Below are 17,309 nucleotides of genomic sequence, written 5' to 3' on the forward strand. Positions count from 1 at the left end.
TTCAGGTGGTTTAACTGATCGCAGCTTATTCGGCCGGACTTGCTTTGGCAACGGTAAGCCGGACCCGGCCCGTTTCATCCAGGCAAATCGCTTGGCTACTCCCGTCGTTGCGTCCCCTGGTCTTTCCTCCTAGAATACCTGCCCCTTGCGGTCCGCTTGGACCGCGACTCCTTGCCTCACCAATTTCGGGAGGCTGTCTATCATCCGTAAGGAGCCGCAATGCGACATTACGAAATCGTGTTTCTGGTCCATCCCGACCAGAGCGAACAAGTTCCGGCGATGATCGAGCGTTATCGCGCGATGGTCGAAGAGGACGGTGGCCATCTCCACCGCCTGGAAGATTGGGGTCGGCGACAACTGGCTTATCCCATCCATAAGATCCACAAGGCGCACTACGTCCTGATGAACGTCGAGTGCAGCCAGACAGTGCTGGAAGAGTTGCAGAGCGCTTTCCGTTTCAACGACGCCGTGATCCGCAACCTGATCATCGAGCGGGATGGTCCGGACATCGAACCGTCGCCGCTGGTCAGGTCGCGCGACGACCGCGACGACCGCGACGACCGCGACGACCGCGACGACCGTAGTGATCGCGGTGACCGTAGTGACCGCGACGACTCCGACGAGGCAGTCGAGACCGGTGACGAATCTGCCTGAGCTGGCGTTAGCCTCGCGTCACCATGCCGTTCGTGCCACCCGCCGACAACTACCTGATCATCGCCGGCCAGGTCGCGGGGGGTTGCGAAACCCGCCAGTCGCCGGCGGGCGTACCCATCAGCCGCTTCCTGCTGGAACACCATTCCAGCCAAGTGGAAGCCGGTATTTCGCGCGAGGCGCGTTGCCGGATTCCGGTGGTGGCCTGTGGCGAAGCCCTGGCCGGCATCGCCGGCCCGCTGGTGGCGGGCGCCCGGTTGCGGGTGCGGGGTTTTGTCAGCCGCGCCAATTATCGCGAGGGCGAATACCGTTTGGTGTTGCACGCCGCCCGCATTGAGATGCTTGATCACGAATCATCCGAGGATTGAATCCCATGTCGCGTTTTTTTCGTCGTAAGAAGTTTTGTCGTTTCACCGCCGAAGGCGTCAAGGAAATCGACTATAAGGACATCGCTGTCCTGAAGAACTACATCAGCGAAACCGGCAAGATCGTGCCAAGTCGCATCACCGGTACCAAGGCCCGCTACCAGCGGCAACTCTCGGTAGCGATCAAACGCGCCCGCTTTCTGGCGTTGCTGCCGTACTGCGACCGGCATTAAGTCTGTCGAGCGGTCCGGCCGCGGCAGGAGTCTGGCGTGAAATCCATTGCCGTCTTCATCATGCGCGGCCGGTTCGCGGCGGTGCTGATCGCGGCGCCCACGGCAGTGCTGTTCTGGTTATTCCCGCCAATCCTGATCGTATCCGGCGCGGTGGTGGCGCTGGTGACCTTGCGCCGGGGCGCGGCCGAAGGCGCATTGCTCGCGGTGCTGGCCGGATTGGGTGCCGGCGCACTGGCCGGGCTGGTGCTGGGTCTGGGCGCCATGTGGCCGATGCTGTCGGTGTTGCTGGCCTGCTGGGCACCGTTATGGGTGCTGGCGTCGTTGCTGCGTGCCACAGTCTCGCTGTCCGTAACGCTGCGAGCCGCTGCCCTGCTGGGTCTACTGGGCGTGGGCGGATTCTACCTGATGTTGGGTGACCCAGCGGTTTGGTGGAGCCAGGTGCTTGACGGCCTGCGGCAGGGATTGACGACGTTGCCATCGGGCGAACGGGCTACCTTGGAGCAGTTGCTGGATCTGTTACGGAGCTGGGCGCCGTTGTTGCCGGGACAGGTGGTGAGCGCGGCGCTGTTATTCGTGCTGGCGGGATTGCTGCTCGGCCGCTGGTGGCAGGCGCTACTGTTCCACCCGGGCGGTTTTCGTCCCGAATTTCATCAGCTGCGCTTGGGTCGCCCGCTGGCGCTGCTGGCACTGGCGCTGTTCGGCGCGGCGCTGTTGTCTGGCTGGCCGGTTCTGAGCAATCTGGTCTTGGTGCTGGGAACGCTCTACAGCGTGCAAGGCATCGCCGTGGCACACGCTCTGGTCTTCAAGCTGCGACTCTCGCCGGCCTGGTTGCTGCTGCTTTATCTGCTACTGGTTCCGTTGCTGTCGCAACTGGTCATGGCGCTGGGGATCGCCGATGCCTGGGCCGATTTCCGGACCCGCGTTCGGCCGCGCCCGAGCAAACCCTGAATTCTCCTTACAACACGCATCGAAGCGCACATCGGAGTTTGACGATGGAAATCATATTGCTGGAAAAAATCAATAACCTGGGCAGCCTGGGTGATCGGATCAATGTTAAGCCGGGCTACGCTCGCAATTTCCTGATTCCGACAGGCAAGGCCACCGCGGCCACCGCGGCCAATCTCGCCCGGTTCGAGGCCCGTCGCGCCGAGCTGGAACGGGTTGCCGCCGAGTTGCTGGCCAGAGCCAAGTCCCGCGCCGAGCAACTCGCCGAATTGATTGTCACCTTGTCGGTCAAGACCGGCAGCGAAGGTCGGCTGTTCGGGTCGGTCGGCGCCGCCGACATCGCCAACGCGGTGTCGGCCGCCGGGATCGAGTTGCAGAAGAATGAGATCCGCTTGCCGACCGGCTCCATCCGCCAGATTGGCGAGTACGATGTGGATCTGCTGTTGCACCCCGAAGTGAAGACCCAAATCCGGGTCAATATCATCGCCGAAGTCTGAGCCGCGGCCGGCATGCCCACGCTGGGGATTTGAACTAGACTCAAACCATCCCCGCGCGGGCAACGCCCGCGGGCCAGCGCTGTATCGAGCGTCTTGTACCCATCCCCCCGCGGGAATTTCGTGGCCGTGCCGCCGAACCATCGCGGCGGGCGGCGGATCGCCGGTTGTTTCCGAGAGTTCCGTCATGCTGCCCGTTTCCCCGTTTCCCCACCGTAAGGACGCCGCCACCGAGGCGCTGCGGGTGCCGCCGCATTCGCTCGAGGCCGAACAGGCTGTGCTGGGCGGCCTGATGCTGGACAACGCCACTTGGGATCAGGTGGCCGACCGGCTGGATGAACACGATTTCTACCGCGCCGATCACCGGCTCATTTTTCGCGCCATCCGTCGGCTGGCCGAACAGGGCAAGCCGTTCGATCTGCTGACCCTGGCGGAATGGCTGGAGGACCACAACGAACTGGAGGCGGGCGGAGGTTTCGCCTATCTGGGCGTGTTGGCGCGGGATACGCCGAGCGCCGCCAACGTCCGTGCCTACGCCGACATCATTCGCGAGCGGGCGATCCGCCGCGAGTTGATTCGCACCGCCACCGAGATTGCCGACAGCGCCTACGATCCCAAGGGCCGCGACAGCAAGGCATTGCTGGACGATGCCGAGAAAAAGGTGTTCGCTATCGCCGAACGCGGTTTCCGCGCCCACGAAGGTTTCGCCAATATCAAGGATTTGCTGGCGCGCACGGTGGAGCGGATCGACCTGCTGTTCCAGCGCGACAATCCGATCACCGGCCTGCCCACCGGCTGGTCCGATTTCGACGACAAAACCGCCGGTTTGCAGCGTGGTGATCTCATCGTCGTCGCCGGCCGGCCGTCGATGGGCAAGACCGCTTTCGCCATGAATATCGCCGAGTATGCGGCCATTCAAGCCAAGTGTCCGGTGGCGGTGTTCAGCATGGAAATGCCGGGCGAGAGCCTGATCATGCGCTTGATGTCGTCGCTGGGCCGGATTGACCAGCATCGGGTGCGGGCCGGGCGGCTGGAGGAAGAGGACTGGCCGCGCTTGACCTCGGCGGTGACCATGCTGTCGGAGGCGCGGCTGTTCATCGACGACAGCTCCAATCTGAGCCCGAACGAACTGCGGGCGCGGGCGCGGCGCCTGCATCGGCAGGAAGGGCAACTGGGCCTGATCGTGGTGGACTACCTGCAACTGATGCAGGTGCCGGGCACCAACGAAAACCGCGCCACCGAGGTTTCGGAAATTTCCCGGGCGCTCAAGAGCCTGGCCAAGGAGTTATCGGTGCCGGTGCTGGCGCTGTCGCAGCTCAATCGCACGCTGGAGCAGCGCGGCGACAAGCGGCCGATCATGTCGGATCTGCGCGAATCGGGTGCGATCGAACAGGACGCGGACCTGATCTGCTTTATCTACCGCGACGAAGTCTACAACTCCGACAGTCCCGACAAGGGCATCGCCGAAATCATCATCGGCAAACAGCGTAACGGCCCCATCGGGACCACTCGCTTGACCTTCCTGGGGCAGTACACTCGCTTCGAAAGCTACGCTCCCGAATTCTACTCGGCGGGTTCCAAATCATGAGTCGAGCAACCACGGCGCGCCTCGATCTGGGGGCGCTGGTTCACAATCTGCGGCGAGTCAGGGCAGTGGCGCCGGGCCGGCGGGTGGCGGCCGCCGTGAAAGCCGAAGGTTACGGCCATGGTCTGGTCCGAACCGCCCGCGCGCTGGACGCCGACGCCTTCGCGGTGGCTTGTGTCGAGGAAGCGCTGACCTTGCGCGAAGCCGGCATCGACCGGCGAATCCTGCTGCTGGAAGGGGTATTCGAGGCGGATGAACTGCCGTTGTGCGCCCGTCATGCCCTGGACATTGCCGTCCATCATCCCGAACAGCTACGGATGCTGGAACGTGCCCGGCTGGAACGGCCGCTGCGGGTCTGGCTGAAGATCGACAGCGGGATGCACCGCCTGGGTTTGGAACCGGAAACCGTGTCAGCGGTATTTCAACGGTTGCGCGACTGCCCGACGGTGCAAGCGGAAATCGGTCTGATGAGCCATCTGGCGCGGGCCGACGAGCGGGATTGCGACTACACCCGCCAGCAACTCCAAACCTTCGAGACCACCATCGCCGGCCTGCCGGGCGAGCGCTCGCTGGCCAATTCCGCCGGCATTCTGGGTTGGCCGGATACTCATTTCGACTGGGTGCGACCGGGCATCATGCTGTACGGCGCCTCTCCCTTCGTGGATAGCCTGGCACCCGACGAGGATTTGCGCCCGGCGATGAATTTCCACACCCGGCTGGTGGCCATCCGGCGGCTGCGCCGAGGCGAACCGGTTGGCTACGGCGGAACCTGGCTTTGTCCCGAGGACATGGACGTGGGCGTGGCGGCGGCGGGCTACGGCGATGGTTATCCGCGCCATGCGCCGTCCGGAACGCCGGTGCTGATCGACGGCCGCGCGGCGGCGCTGGTGGGCCGGGTCTCGATGGATATGATCACGCTGGATCTGCGCCAGCATCCCGAAGCACGGATCGGCGATCCGGTGCTGCTGTGGGGCGAAGGGTTGCCGGTGGAGCGAATCGCCCAGGCTGCCGGCACGATCTCCTACACCCTGCTGTGTGGCGTGACGGCGCGGGTGCGCCGCGAAGTGATTCCCGCGCCGTCGGCCGATGGCTAGCAAGGGGCGCACGGTCTACGTGTGCGCCGAGTGTGGGGCGCAGGCCAGCAAATGGGCGGGCCAGTGTAGCGACTGTGGAGCTTGGAACACCCTGCAGGAGGCCGCGGCGGTCCCGGTGGGAGGGAAGAGCCCGTTCGCCGGCTATGCCGGCCAGGCGGCGGAGGTGCGCACCCTCGCCGAAGTGGACGCGGTGGCGGAAATCCGTCAGTCCTGCGGTAACGGCGAGCTGGACCGGGTCCTGGGCGGCGGCCTGGTCGACGGCTCGGTGACACTGATCGGCGGCGACCCGGGTATCGGCAAGTCCACTCTGCTGTTGCAGGTGTTGGCCGAACTGGCGGTGCGCAACCGGACGCTGTACGTCAGTGGCGAGGAGTCGCCTCGACAGATCGGCCTGCGCGCCCAGCGGCTGGGTCTGGCTCGTGATCGGCTGCGGCTGCTGCCGGAGGTCAACGTCGAGCGAATTCTGGCCACCGCCGAGATCGAACACCCGCAGGCGATGGTGATCGACTCGATCCAGACCGTATTCACCGAACGGCTGCAATCGGCGCCGGGCTCGGTGGCGCAGGTGCGGGAGAGCGCGGCGCAACTGGTGCGCTACGCGAAGGCCGGCGGCGCGGCGTTGTTTCTGGTCGGCCATGTGACCAAGGAGGGCGCCATTGCCGGGCCGCGGGTGCTGGAGCACATGGTCGATACCGTGCTGTATTTCGAGGGCGATCCCAGCGGCCGGTTGCGCGTGCTGCGGGCGGTGAAGAACCGCTACGGGCCGGTCAACGAACTGGGCGTGTTCGCCATGACCGAACGCGGCTTGAAAGAGGTCAGCAATCCGTCGGCGATCTTTTTGTCGCGCCACGACACGCCGGTGGCCGGCAGCGTGATCATGGTGACCCGCGAAGGCACCCGGCCGCTGCTGGTGGAAATCCAGGCGCTGGTGGACGAGTGCCACGGCGGCCACCCGCGCCGGGTGACGTTGGGTCTGGAGCAAAACCGCTTGGCGATGCTGCTGGCGGTATTGCACCGGCATGGCGGGGTGGCGATGTACGATCAAGACGTCTACGTCAACGCGGTCGGCGGGGTGCGGATCAACGAGACGGCGGCCGATTTGGCGGTGCTGCTGGCGGCACTGTCGAGTTTTCGCGACCGGCCGCTGCCGATCGATCTGGTGGTGTTCGGCGAAGTCGGGCTGGCCGGGGAAATCCGCCCGGTGCCGAACGGCGAGGAACGGTTGCGGGAGGCGGCCAAGCATGGTTTCAAGCAGGCGATCGTGCCACGTGCCAACCTGCCCCGGCGCGGCGGGCGGGTGGAAGGACTGGAGGTGCGCGGTGTCAGTCGCTTGGCCGAAGTGATGGGGGATGTTTGAGATTGAAGAGACGGGGTAGGATCTGCAATCCATTAAAAACAATCCACTGATTTTAGCTAGTGCTCGTTGAGTCGTTAAGGAGATATGGCCGTGATTGATGTTACGGACATTCTGAGAGTTAATTCCATGGATCCTGTGTCTGAGCGTGAGACGTCTACGGATGCGGAATTCTTTTTCATCAATGCTGCATATTTAGATTCGTATATTCGGTTGCTCGATGGTATCCGTGAGAATCGTCGTTTATTAATATTGACGGGTGAAGCGGGTGTGGGAAAGACCGTATTATTGCGTAAACTGATCAGCGAATCACCAACAAATATCAAGTTTTCTTATTGCTGCGCGACTAATTTTGATTTCTATAGCTTGCTTACTGTTATTAACGATCAATTAGGGGTGGTAGTGACCAATAGGGAGTTCTCCACTAAGTTGGAAGCGCTAAAAAAACATCTAACTAATTGTATTATACAAGAAATGAGAGTGGTTTTGCTGATCGATGATGCGCATCATTTGAAAAATGAAGCCTTGGATGGCTTGCTTAATTTGTCTCACTTTGAGTTTGAAAAAGGACGCACCGTACAAATTGTGCTGACTGGAACCCCGGTATTGGAAGAGATATTGAGTGAGACAAAAATTCTCCGTAGTAATGTGGCCGGTGCCATCCATGTTTATTTGAAGCCTTTGGTTGCCATGGATGTGGCGGCTTTCATATCCAGACAAGTGCAACATGATGTCGATGGGCCAATCATGGATTCGTTGGTTTCACCACCCATCATTGAGCGGATCAACGATTATACCGGCGGTAGTCCTCGTTTAATTAATATGCTCTGTGAGCATGCACTGTTAATCGCTAAAGTTAGGGAACAAGTCACTCTATCGACGGAAATTGTTGATGAAGCTGCCAGTGAATTGAGTCTTAAAGGTAGGCAAATAGATTTATCTCCTGAAATTGATTTCGATTCTTTAGAAATAACGCATTCAGGCAGTGCCACTCAGAGCGCGATGGTAGAGCAATTGCTGGCCCATGTGGATATCATGAATAATGAAACAACGCATTCAGGCAGTGCCACTCAGAGTGCGAAAACGGAACGATGGCTAGCCCATGATGGTCTGATGCATGACTCAACTCGCTCTTTGGCTATCAGGCCACTGTCGGCGAGTGAATCCGAATGGAGGGATGATCGTCAAGTTGGAAAAGGGCATTCCAGACGGCTTAATTTCTCTGGACTACCAGTCGCATTGTTGGCGGGTTTATTTGGAGGAATTGGGGGTGTCTATTTTTATCAGCGTACTATCTCCGAATTCAAACCACTGGCGCCAATGTTGGCGCCAGTGGGTATGACAACGCCCACGCCTGCGCCAACCAAAGGGTCTCAGTTGTCGCCTTCATCAGAATTGGCAAAGCCGGTCCCCGTCAATCGCCAGGAATCATCCGCTGAGCCAGAGGCGGGATCATCGGAAAAACCATTAAAATCTCTCCCAGCCTCTCCAGTAGTAGCCAAAACTACTTATCCTGGCGAGGAGATCGAAGTAGCGCCCACTTCGCCATCACCATCACCAACGGTGGTGAAACCGCTTGATGCATCGGTTATTTTATCTTATATGAGGAATGGCGATTTGTTGTTGGAACGGGGCGATGTGGCTTCGGCGCGTCTTTTTTATCAGGAAGCGGCCAGTGCCGGTTCGGTGGAAGCGATGGTCGCGGTCGGCAAAACTTATGATCCAGTCATATTGGATCGACTGGAAATTAAAGGGTTTTATCCTGATCCCGTCAAGGCGGTAGAGTGGTATTTGAAAGCTAAGGAGAAGACTGCTGATCCACAAAGTATCGAGCGTCTTGAGGCACTAAGATATTGGTTATCCAATTTACCGGCGTTAGGAGAAAGTGAGGCGAGTAGGCTGAAGCAGTTACTGTACTAAATTGAAGACCGCCGATGAATGGTAAAGGATAATGATCCTCTTTGAGTTGTGGAAGCGTAGACCGCCGGGCTAAATCCACACTGCCGCTGACGCAGCACCTCCTTTGAGAAAAGAGGGTTGGAGGATTTCTGCTCCTGAGCCGACCACAAGTTATTGAGGAGAGCTATATATCGTGCCCCTCACCCTGAGCAAAAACATTGGTGATGTCTATTGTGGGCGATAGCCAGTGCTAATTGGAATCGAATTTTCGACTCCAACGAAAACGGGATTTGCAGGCTGAGCACGCGCCACCTTATTTTTGGCGCTCCAGCCACTTCTGCGCGGGTTTAAATCGTGTCCAACCGGGAATGACGGCGGATAAACTGACTTCGCGCCACTTTGGATGTCGAGTTGGCTGTTGAAACTCATTGAAATTCTCAAAAAAATGGTTAACGAAATTGGCTGTTTTTTGGTAACGAGGGCTAGCACTTTTCCAATTGTATACCGCCAGCACGGCCCCGACGGCGATGGTTTTTACCGTTTGGTTGGGCTCGATCAGATTGGGGTAATCTTGACTGTTGAGTTGGGTTGGTAGATAGGTTTCCAATAATACCGGGGTATGATCGATGGGCACGAAATGCAAGGAGTTATTAGCTGTCAGTTTATCGAATAACTGGGCGGGCTTGCCAGCGACATAGACCAAGGCGTCGATTTCGTGGTTTTTTAATTTATCCAACGCAGTGGCTTGATCATAATAAGTGGGTTCCACTGGAATATTTAAAGTGTCGAAGATAATAGAGGCGGTAATAAATGTGCCGCTGCCTTTTGTATCGAAATTAATTTTTTGACCGGCAAGATCACTCAGGTTTTTAATTTCCGTATTGGCAAGCAGGTGAAATTCTTCATTATAGAGTTTTGCGATATAGTAAACTTTATTTTCGATATTTTTATAGGTGCCGTGACGTTTTATGTATTCTAATACGTCGGATTGAACGATCGCTATATCAATGCCTTTTAGATATAAAAGGTCACTGATGTTCTGAACCGAGCCTTTGCCAACAATAGCTAAAATACGCAAACTATCGGTGTCCAAGACAGTGGCAAGATCAGAAGCGATACGTATATAGGTACCATTGATACCCCCTGTGATGATGCCAACCACCCCTTTATTGGATCGTGCGCTTGATTGTGTAAGCAGCGTGACGGCCTGTTTGGTAGGAGTGGCCGCGTGGATCGTTGAGGGCATGCTCAAGAAAATAAATAGGAATAATATCTTGATTGTATTTAACATGATGGATGTCTTTAAGGATTTGTTTGGAATTATGCCGGGATCGAAGTCGAGATCATGGGTATTTTTATTCGACTGGAATTCCGGGGTTTTGCGCGAAAACCAGCCTAGTTATCCACCCCCACCCACCCCCAGCGTTCCGGGATGAAAATCTCGTGTGGGTTGAAGCGGGCCTTGTAGGCCATCTTGCCACACTGCTCGATCCAGTAGCCCAGATAGACCCACGGTAATTCCAGCCGCCGCGCCTCGGCGATTTGCCATAGGATCGCGTAGGTTCCGAGACCGCGCGCTTCCCGGAGAGGGTCGAAAAAGGTATAGACCGCCGACAGTCCCTCATCCAGCCGGTCCACCACCGCCACCGCCAGCAGCTCCTGGTCGAGGCGGAATTCATATAGCCAGGACGAGCACCAGCGTGAGGCCACGAACGACCAGTAGTTTTCCGGGCTGGCGGGGTCCATGCCGCCGCCGGCATGGCGGGTCCCGATGTAGCGGGCGAATAGCTCGAAGTGTTCGCCATCGAACTCGGCTGGTAGCACCCGTACCCGCAGATCCCGATTGCGTTTCCACAGCCGCTGCTGCGAGCGGTTCGGCTGAAACCGCTCCACCGGAACGCGCAGCGACCGGCAGGCCGCGCAGCCTCGGCAATGTGGCCGGTAGACATGCTCGCCGCTGCGGCGGAAACCGAGTTCCGCCAGTTGAGTGTAAAGCGGGTTGTCGGTCATCGCCGGATCGGCGACCAGGTTGCGCGCGCGCCGGCCCGGCAAATAGCTGCACGCATAGTCAGTGGTCAGAAACATGCGCAGGTCGTACAACGAATCGCGAGGGTTGCTCATGGGTGCGCGCCGGCAAACAAGGAGTCGAGCAGATCGGCGTCCAGCCGCCAGGGGCCGGGCTGGTCGGGCTGAGGGCAATAGCGTTCCAGCAATTGCAGGAACGAGGCGCGAGGGATGTCGACCGCGCCCATGCTTAGGAGGTGGGCGGTGGTGACCTGACAATCGATGACGGCGAACTCCCAACGCTGGAGCTGGGCGGTCAGCGCGACCAGCGCAATCTTGGAGGCATCGCTGATCCAACTGAACATGGATTCGCCGTAAAACACTTGGCCCAGCGCTACCCCATACAGCCCGCCCACCAGCTCGCCCTGTTGCCAGGTTTCGATGGAGTGGGCGTGGCCGAGCCGGTGCAGCCGGCAGTAGGCGCGGTACATTTCCGAGGTGATCCAGGTGCCCGGTTCCCCCTGACGCGGACCGGCGCAGGCCGCGACGACCTGCTCGAAGGCGGTGTCCGCGGTGATGACAAACAAGCTCTTGCGGAGGGTCTTGCGCAAGCTGCGCGAAACCTTGAGGCATTCCGGAAGCAAGACCAAACGTGGGTCCGGTGACCACCACAGGATCGGTTGATCGGCCGAGTACCACGGAAAGATACCCATCCGGTAGGCGCGCAGCAGGCGGCGCGGCGTCAGGTTGCCGCCGGCGGCCAGCAGGCCGTCCGGTTCGGTCAGGGCGCGGTCTGGATGAGGAAAAGGTTGATTGTCGTTATGTGGATCCAGCCACGTCAGGCGCATCCGGTGTCACCTCATCCCGATAGGGCGAATGTCGTAACAGTTCCCCGGCATACTGGTGCAGAGCAGGTGTCTCCCGAGCAAGAAAATCGGTCACGGCGCTTCGGAAACCCGGATGGGCGATCCAGTGCATCGAGTGCGTAAGCGTCGGTAAAAAGCCTCGGTAAATCTTGTGCTCGCCCTGTGCGCCGGGCTCGAAGTGCTGTAGACCGGTGCGGATACAGTACTCCAGACCCTGATAATAGCAGGCTTCAAAGTGCAGGCTGTCATAATCGGATCGGCAGCCCCAATGGCGGCCGTAGAGCGTGGTATCGCTACGAAAGCTGATGGCGCCGGCGACTTCGCGGCCTTGAGAGCTGGCCAATACCAGCACGATTCGGTCACCCAGCGTGGCGGCGATCTCCTGAAAAAAAGGGAGAGTCAGGGTCGGCGTGCCGCCCAGCCGGTCGAAGGTCGAGCGATAAAAATCGTGCAGAACTCGCCATTCGGTCTCGGTCGCCTCGTGGCCGGATAACAACCGTAATTCCAAATTGGCGTCGCGGACCAGCCGACGTTCCCGGTTGATATTTTTGCGCCGCTTGGCGGTGAGCGCGTCGAGAAAATCCTGAAAGTCCCGGTAACCGCGGTTGCGCCAGTGGAACTGGCAGCCCAGACGGTGGAGAAAGCCCTGGGCCAGCAGCGGGTCCAGATCGGCGGTGGTGGGGAACAGCCAATGGATCGAGGAGAACTGGCGGCGGCGGCTCTCCTCCAAGACGTGGTCGATCATGGCCCGTACCGTCGCTTGAGGGTTGGGCTGATCGGGTGCCAGCAACAGCCGAGGGCTGCCGACCGGGGTGTAAGGAATGGCGCCGACCAGTTTGGGGTAGTAGGACAGGCCCTGCCGGCGGTAGGCTTCGGCCCAGCCCCAGTCGAAGACGAACTCGCCGTAGGAGTTGTATTTCAGGTACAGCGGCGCCGCCCCCAGAAGGCGCCCGTTTTCGTCCCGGCAGGCGAGGTGCCAGGGCAGCCAGCCGGTGTGTTCGCCGACGCATTGATGCCGCTCCAGGGCACTGAGAAACTCATGGCTGAGAAAAGGGTTGTGCTCGGGTACGAGCGCGTTCCATTCGGACGCGGAAAGTTCGCTTAGGCTAGCGAGGAATTGAATACGCATGAGTCATGGGTTGGAGTGGCAGGGGGATCGGATCGAAAGCACGCCATGCGGTTTTGAACTCGAAACGGCATGTTGGTTCGTGCCCGGCGTGCTGGCGCCCTTCACCTGATCGTCTGAGGATGGGACAATAACCCTCATCCGATTTGTCCGGTCGCCGATCGGTGGCGATCGCGCCCAACGCGGGCGAGCGGGCCTTGATCTTCGGGCGCATTCTTCATATCACCATACCACCATAGGACTTCATTTTGGCGCAGGCACGTCGAGTCAAGACCGAACGGCATGAGATTCGGGTTAATGTTTTTCGTTTCATTAAGAGTATGTTACGGGAAATCGGCTTCTGGCTGTTGGTTGCGGTCACGTTGGGAATGATCGGTGCGTTGGTGACCTACAATTCGGCGGACCCGGCCTGGACCCATACCGGACCCGTGACGCAACCACATAATCTCGGTGGCGCGACCGGCGCATGGTTCGCCGACATTGCTCTGTATTTTTTCGGCTATTCCGCTTATTTGCTGCCGCTGGGCGTGGTGTTCGGCGGTTGGCGGCTGTTCAAGTGTGGCGTGCTGCTGGATCTGGATGCGGAGGTGGTGGTGTTCCGGGTGCTGGGGTTCGCGGTGGTGCTGGCCACCGCCTGCGGTTTGGCGGCGGTGCATCTGCACGCGGCTCCCGGTACGGTGCCCGGCGATGGATCGGCCGGCGGGCTGGTGGGCACGCATGTCGGCCGGTTTTTGATTCAGGCCTTCGGGTTTACGGGTGGCAATCTGTTTATGGTGGCCTTGTTGCTGGCCGGGTTTACCCTGGGCACCGGTTTATCGTGGCTGGTGCTGGTGGAGGGTTTGGGCAGTGCGGTGTTGAAGGCAACGGATTGGGTTGGCGGTTTGATCCTGGCGCCACTGTCCCGGAGTCGTCCGGCGGACGGCGACGCCGCGTTGCCACCCGATGCCACGATGGTGGAGCCAACCGCCGATGCCGGGGTAGCGCCAACGGTGGCGGCGAAGCGACCGGCTCCAGGGGCGTGGTTGCGCGGTGCCGCTATCCGCTTGTTGGCGGGGTGGCGCGATCGGCGGGCCAGCGAGCGCGAGGAGCCGGCCATGGATCGGACGCCCACGGCGAATGCCGCTGGGGGAAACCCCACACCGGCCGATGCCATTCCGCCACCCGATGCCGCGCCGCCGCCCGGAAAAACCGAGGCGGTGGCCGGTTCGCGGCCATCGGCGCGCATCGAACCAGTGTTGAATTTGCCGATGCAGGACCGCCGGCCGCATGCGGTTACAGCCGCCCCCGAACCCGTCGATGGAACCCCCGCCAGGTCGACGCTGGATATGCTGACGCTGGTGCCTACCGCCAGCATCGGCCGCAATCCCGCTGTTAGCCGGCCGCTGCCAGCAACGGCCCAACCGGTGACGCCCGCCGCTTCAGCACGGGCGGACCGGCCCACGGGCGCGGGGTTTGCCGGTGGAGTGGCCAATGCGCGGGCGGTTCCGGCCGGTGGCGATCGGCTCGCTCGCGCGGTTTCGGTTCCCCATCCGCTCCATCCGGTTGCTGGCGCGCAAGCCGATTTTGCGCCGGAAGCACAAGAGATGCTGGATAAGCCGGAGCATTTGCCGCCGCCGCCCGTCGTGGTTCCGCATCCCGCGCCGCGCGCGCCGGCATCTCCCACGCCGGTGGCGACTCTGGCGCGCCGGGTCGCCGCGCCGGCCCCGGCCGCGCCCCGACTGCTACCTCCGCTGGAACTGCTGGACCAACCGCCGGCTCGCACCGCTGGGTATTCCAGCGAGACACTGGTCGAGATGTCCCGACGGGTGGAAGTCCTGCTCAAAAGTTTTGGCATTGAGGCTCAGGTGGTGGCGGTGGAACCGGGTCCGGTGATCACCCGTTTCGAGGTCGAGCCGGCGCCGGGCGTCAAGGTCAGCCAGATCAGCAATCTGGCCAAGGATCTGGCGCGCGGCCTGTCGGTGATCGGGGTGCGGGTAGTGGAGATCATTCCCGGCAAATCGGTGATCGGCCTGGAGATTCCCAACCAGCATCGCGAGATCGTCTATCTGCGCGAGGTGCTGGAAGCGCCGGTCTACACCCAGTCGAGCGCAACGCTGACCCTGTCCCTGGGCAAGGATATCGGTGGCAATCCGGTGGTGGCGAATCTGAACAAGATGCCGCACCTATTGGTGGCCGGCACCACCGGCTCCGGTAAATCGGTGGCGATCAACGCCATGTTGCTCAGCCTGTTGTACAAGGCGCCGCCCAGCGAGGTGCGACTGATCCTGGTCGATCCGAAGATGCTGGAGCTGTCGATTTACGAGGATATCCCGCATCTGTTGACCCCGGTGGTCACCGACATGAAGGAAGCGGCCAATGCCCTGCGCTGGTGCGTGGCCGAGATGGAGCGTCGTTACCGCTTGATGGCGGCCTTGAAGGTGCGCAACATCGCCGGCTTCAATCGCAAGGTGCTCGACGCGCTGGCGGCGGGGGAGGCGCTGGCCGATCCGTTCTGGACGCCGGAGCGCGCGGAGGCGCCGGGCGAAATCGCGGTATTGCAGCCCTTGCCGTTCATCGTGGTGGTGATCGACGAACTGGCCGACATGATGATGATCGTCGGCAAGAAGGTCGAGGAGCTGATCGCCCGGCTGGCGCAGAAGGCACGCGCCGCCGGTATTCACCTGATCCTGGCCACCCAGCGGCCGTCGGTCGACGTGATTACCGGTCTGATCAAGGCCAATATCCCGACCCGCGTCGCTTTTCAGGTCTCGTCGCGGGTGGATTCGCGCACCATCCTCGATCAGATGGGAGCGGAGCAGTTGCTGGGGCACGGCGACATGCTGTACCTGCCACCCGGCACCGGTTTGCCGCAGCGGGTGCATGGCGCGTTCGTGGACGATCACGAAGTCAATCGCGTGGTCGACTATCTGCGCCAGACCGGGGTGCCGGATTACATCGACGATGTGTTGGCCGAGCCGCGCGAGGAGAGCGACAACGGCAACGGCGATGGCGAGGGTCGTGGCGGCGAGAGCGACCCGCTCTACGATGAAGCGGTGCGCATCGTGACCGAATCCCGTCGTGCCTCGGTGTCGGGCGTGCAGCGCCGTTTGCGCGTCGGTTATAACCGGGCGGCGCGGCTGGTCGAGGAAATGGAAAGCGCCGGCGTGGTGGGGCCGTTGCAGTCGAACGGCAGCCGCGAGGTCATCGCGCCCCCGCCGCCTTGAGGGGGAGGGGACGGACGACGCAAGCCGGAAATACACCGGGATCGACCGTGTACTTGCACGGCTTCATTCCGGCGTATTCCGGTTTTTCTCCTAGTGACTGACCGTGATCTTCTTGCCTTTCGGTTGCCCGATGGCCGCCAGCATCTCGGTAAACCAGGGGGTATCGATATCGAAGGGCTTGCCGCCCTTGATGCGCGGGAACTCGATGGCGCGCAACACGCCGCCGCGATCTTCGTCGTGGCCGATGACGCCGGCTTCGCGGCGCATGGCGCATTCGACGGCCATATCGACGCAGGACTTGATGAGGCGGATATCCTCGATATTGGCGGCGGAAGCGCGCGCGAAATAGCCGGACTTCTGGATCAGGGTCTTTTCCGAGCCGATCATCTGGGCGAATTGTTCGCCGAACCATTTGCCGGGGTTGACGGCGTCGAGCTTGATGTGGCCGAAGGCATCGCGGGGCACTTCCTGACCCTTGGCCTGTAGTTCGGCCACGATCGCCTCCACGCCCGCGCCTTCCGAGACGAAGATGTTGATGTCATCGACTTGGTCCATCAAGGCGTGCAGGCGCTTGGCCTCGGCGGCGATATCGATTTCCATCTCGGGGATGAAGACGGCGTGGATGTCAAAGGAGGGTCGGCCGAGCCCGATGGCGGGCAGCCATTCGGCGCGGTCGAGCAGCTTGCGGTATTCCAGCGCGGTGGCGGCGGTGAGCCAGCCGCAGTTGCGTCCCATGACTTCGTGGACGATCAACATGCGCGGGTTGGCGTTGTTTTCGGCGACGACGTTCTGGAAGTAGCGGGCACCCTGTTCGGCGGCGGTCCAGGCACCCAGCGATTGCTTGATCGGGTACACGTCGTTGTCGACGGTCTTGGGCAGGCCGATGACCGTGAGTCCGTAGTCGTTCTTGGCCAGAAAAGCGGCGAGATCGGCGGCGGCGGTGTTGGTGTCGTCCCCACCGACGGTATGGAGCACATCGACGCCATCCTTGATCAGTTGGTCGGCGGCGACTTTCTGCGGGTCCTCGCCCTCCTTGATCAGGCCGCGCTTCACGCAATCCTTGACGTTGGTGAGCTTGACCCGGCTGTTGCCGATGGGCGAGCCGCCGAAGCTATGCAATAGTCGGGCTTTTTCGCGAACTTCCGGAGTGACCACGTAAGAGTCGCCCAGCAGGAGTCCTTTGTAGCCACTGTGGTAGCAGATGATATCGATGCTGGGATCGACCTCGGTATAGCGTTCGATGAGGCCGCCAACGGCCGAACTGAGGCAGGGGGCCAAACCGCCCGCCGTGAGGATCGCGACTTTCTTGGGCTTGCTCATGGGAGATACTAACCTCACTAACTTAAGGGGAAAATAAAAGGAACGGCTAAAAGCAGATTAAAATAGTAGGGTGAGTTTCGCCATTGAACAACGCGAAACACGCGGAAGCGGAAATTGTTTTCGCTGTCGGTCGGCGGGGTTTCCGTCCATGGGGAGTCTCAATCAGTTGT

General features: G+C 60.6%; 15 protein-coding genes. 10 read left to right on the forward strand and 5 right to left on the reverse strand.

The features are described 5' to 3' along the window. Positions 1-219: 219 nt before the first annotated feature. The 9 genes from rpsF to IPM89_05440 all read left to right on the forward strand — a co-directional run bounded on the left by rpsF (position 220) and on the right by IPM89_05440 (position 8,641). Positions 220-654 carry a 30S ribosomal protein S6 gene (gene rpsF / locus IPM89_05400; protein ID QQS55245.1) on the forward strand — a complete coding sequence of 145 codons (435 nt, stop codon included), beginning with the start codon at positions 220-222 and terminating at the stop codon, positions 652-654. A gap of 23 nt (positions 655-677) precedes the next feature. Then, the gene (gene priB, locus IPM89_05405) at positions 678-1,019 is read left to right on the forward strand and encodes a primosomal replication protein N (protein ID QQS55246.1); all 342 of its coding nucleotides are present in this window, start codon (positions 678-680) and stop codon (positions 1,017-1,019) included. Positions 1,020-1,024: 5 nt separating this feature from the next. After that, positions 1,025-1,249, forward strand: a complete 225-nt coding sequence (gene rpsR / locus IPM89_05410; GenBank protein ID QQS55247.1) for a 30S ribosomal protein S18 — start codon at positions 1,025-1,027, stop codon at positions 1,247-1,249. Positions 1,250-1,285: 36 nt separating this feature from the next. Continuing rightward, the gene (locus IPM89_05415; protein QQS55248.1) at positions 1,286-2,197 is read left to right on the forward strand and encodes a DUF2232 domain-containing protein; all 912 of its coding nucleotides are present in this window, start codon (positions 1,286-1,288) and stop codon (positions 2,195-2,197) included. Between the two features lie 44 nt (positions 2,198-2,241). Next, positions 2,242-2,691 carry a 50S ribosomal protein L9 gene (rplI, locus tag IPM89_05420; protein QQS55249.1) on the forward strand — a complete coding sequence of 150 codons (450 nt, stop codon included), beginning with the start codon at positions 2,242-2,244 and terminating at the stop codon, positions 2,689-2,691. A 184-nt stretch (positions 2,692-2,875) separates the two neighbouring features. Next, entirely contained in the window at positions 2,876-4,276 is a 1,401-nt protein-coding gene (gene dnaB / locus IPM89_05425; protein ID QQS55250.1) for a replicative DNA helicase, read from the forward strand. Beyond that, positions 4,273-5,367, forward strand: coding sequence for an alanine racemase (gene alr, locus IPM89_05430; GenBank protein ID QQS55251.1), 1,095 nt, complete (start codon positions 4,273-4,275; stop codon positions 5,365-5,367). Before dnaB ends, alr begins: the two co-directional genes overlap by 4 nt. Next, positions 5,360-6,724, forward strand: a complete 1,365-nt coding sequence (gene radA, locus IPM89_05435) for a DNA repair protein RadA (GenBank protein QQS55252.1) — start codon at positions 5,360-5,362, stop codon at positions 6,722-6,724. Before alr ends, radA begins: the two co-directional genes overlap by 8 nt. 90 nt (positions 6,725-6,814) lie before the next feature. Next, positions 6,815-8,641 carry an AAA family ATPase gene (locus IPM89_05440; protein ID QQS55253.1) on the forward strand — a complete coding sequence of 609 codons (1,827 nt, stop codon included), beginning with the start codon at positions 6,815-6,817 and terminating at the stop codon, positions 8,639-8,641. Between the two features lie 292 nt (positions 8,642-8,933). Here the strand turns inward: IPM89_05440 and IPM89_05445 are convergent, their stop codons facing one another. From IPM89_05445 to IPM89_05460, 4 genes are all read right to left on the reverse strand, one after another. After that, a complete protein-coding gene (locus tag IPM89_05445) occupies positions 8,934-9,911 on the reverse strand; it encodes a TAXI family TRAP transporter solute-binding subunit (protein QQS55254.1) in 978 nt (325 codons plus the stop codon). 104 nt (positions 9,912-10,015) lie between these two features. After that, a complete protein-coding gene (locus tag IPM89_05450; GenBank protein ID QQS55255.1) occupies positions 10,016-10,741 on the reverse strand; it encodes an arginyltransferase in 726 nt (241 codons plus the stop codon). Then, positions 10,738-11,472 (reverse strand): leucyl/phenylalanyl-tRNA--protein transferase, encoded by a 735-nt coding sequence (locus IPM89_05455; protein QQS55256.1) that lies wholly within the window; start codon positions 11,470-11,472, stop codon positions 10,738-10,740. The genes IPM89_05450 and IPM89_05455 overlap by 4 nt, the downstream gene beginning before the upstream one ends. Then, positions 11,444-12,619, reverse strand: a complete 1,176-nt coding sequence (locus IPM89_05460) for an N-acetyltransferase (GenBank protein QQS55257.1) — start codon at positions 12,617-12,619, stop codon at positions 11,444-11,446. The genes IPM89_05455 and IPM89_05460 overlap by 29 nt, the downstream gene beginning before the upstream one ends. A 317-nt stretch (positions 12,620-12,936) precedes the next feature. Here IPM89_05460 and IPM89_05465 point away from each other — a divergent pair, with 317 nt between their 5' ends. Beyond that, the gene (locus IPM89_05465) at positions 12,937-15,819 is read left to right on the forward strand and encodes a DNA translocase FtsK 4TM domain-containing protein (protein ID QQS55804.1); all 2,883 of its coding nucleotides are present in this window, start codon (positions 12,937-12,939) and stop codon (positions 15,817-15,819) included. Positions 15,820-15,909: 90 nt separating this feature from the next. Here IPM89_05465 and IPM89_05470 read toward each other — a convergent pair whose 3' ends face one another. Continuing rightward, on the reverse strand, positions 15,910-17,139 hold the full coding sequence (locus IPM89_05470) for a pyrophosphate--fructose-6-phosphate 1-phosphotransferase (protein ID QQS55258.1): 1,230 nt from the start codon (positions 17,137-17,139) through the stop codon (positions 15,910-15,912). Positions 17,140-17,309 lie beyond the last annotated feature (170 nt).

The organism is Candidatus Competibacteraceae bacterium (assembly GCA_016699715.1).
Taxonomy (GTDB): domain Bacteria; phylum Pseudomonadota; class Gammaproteobacteria; order Competibacterales; family Competibacteraceae; genus Competibacter.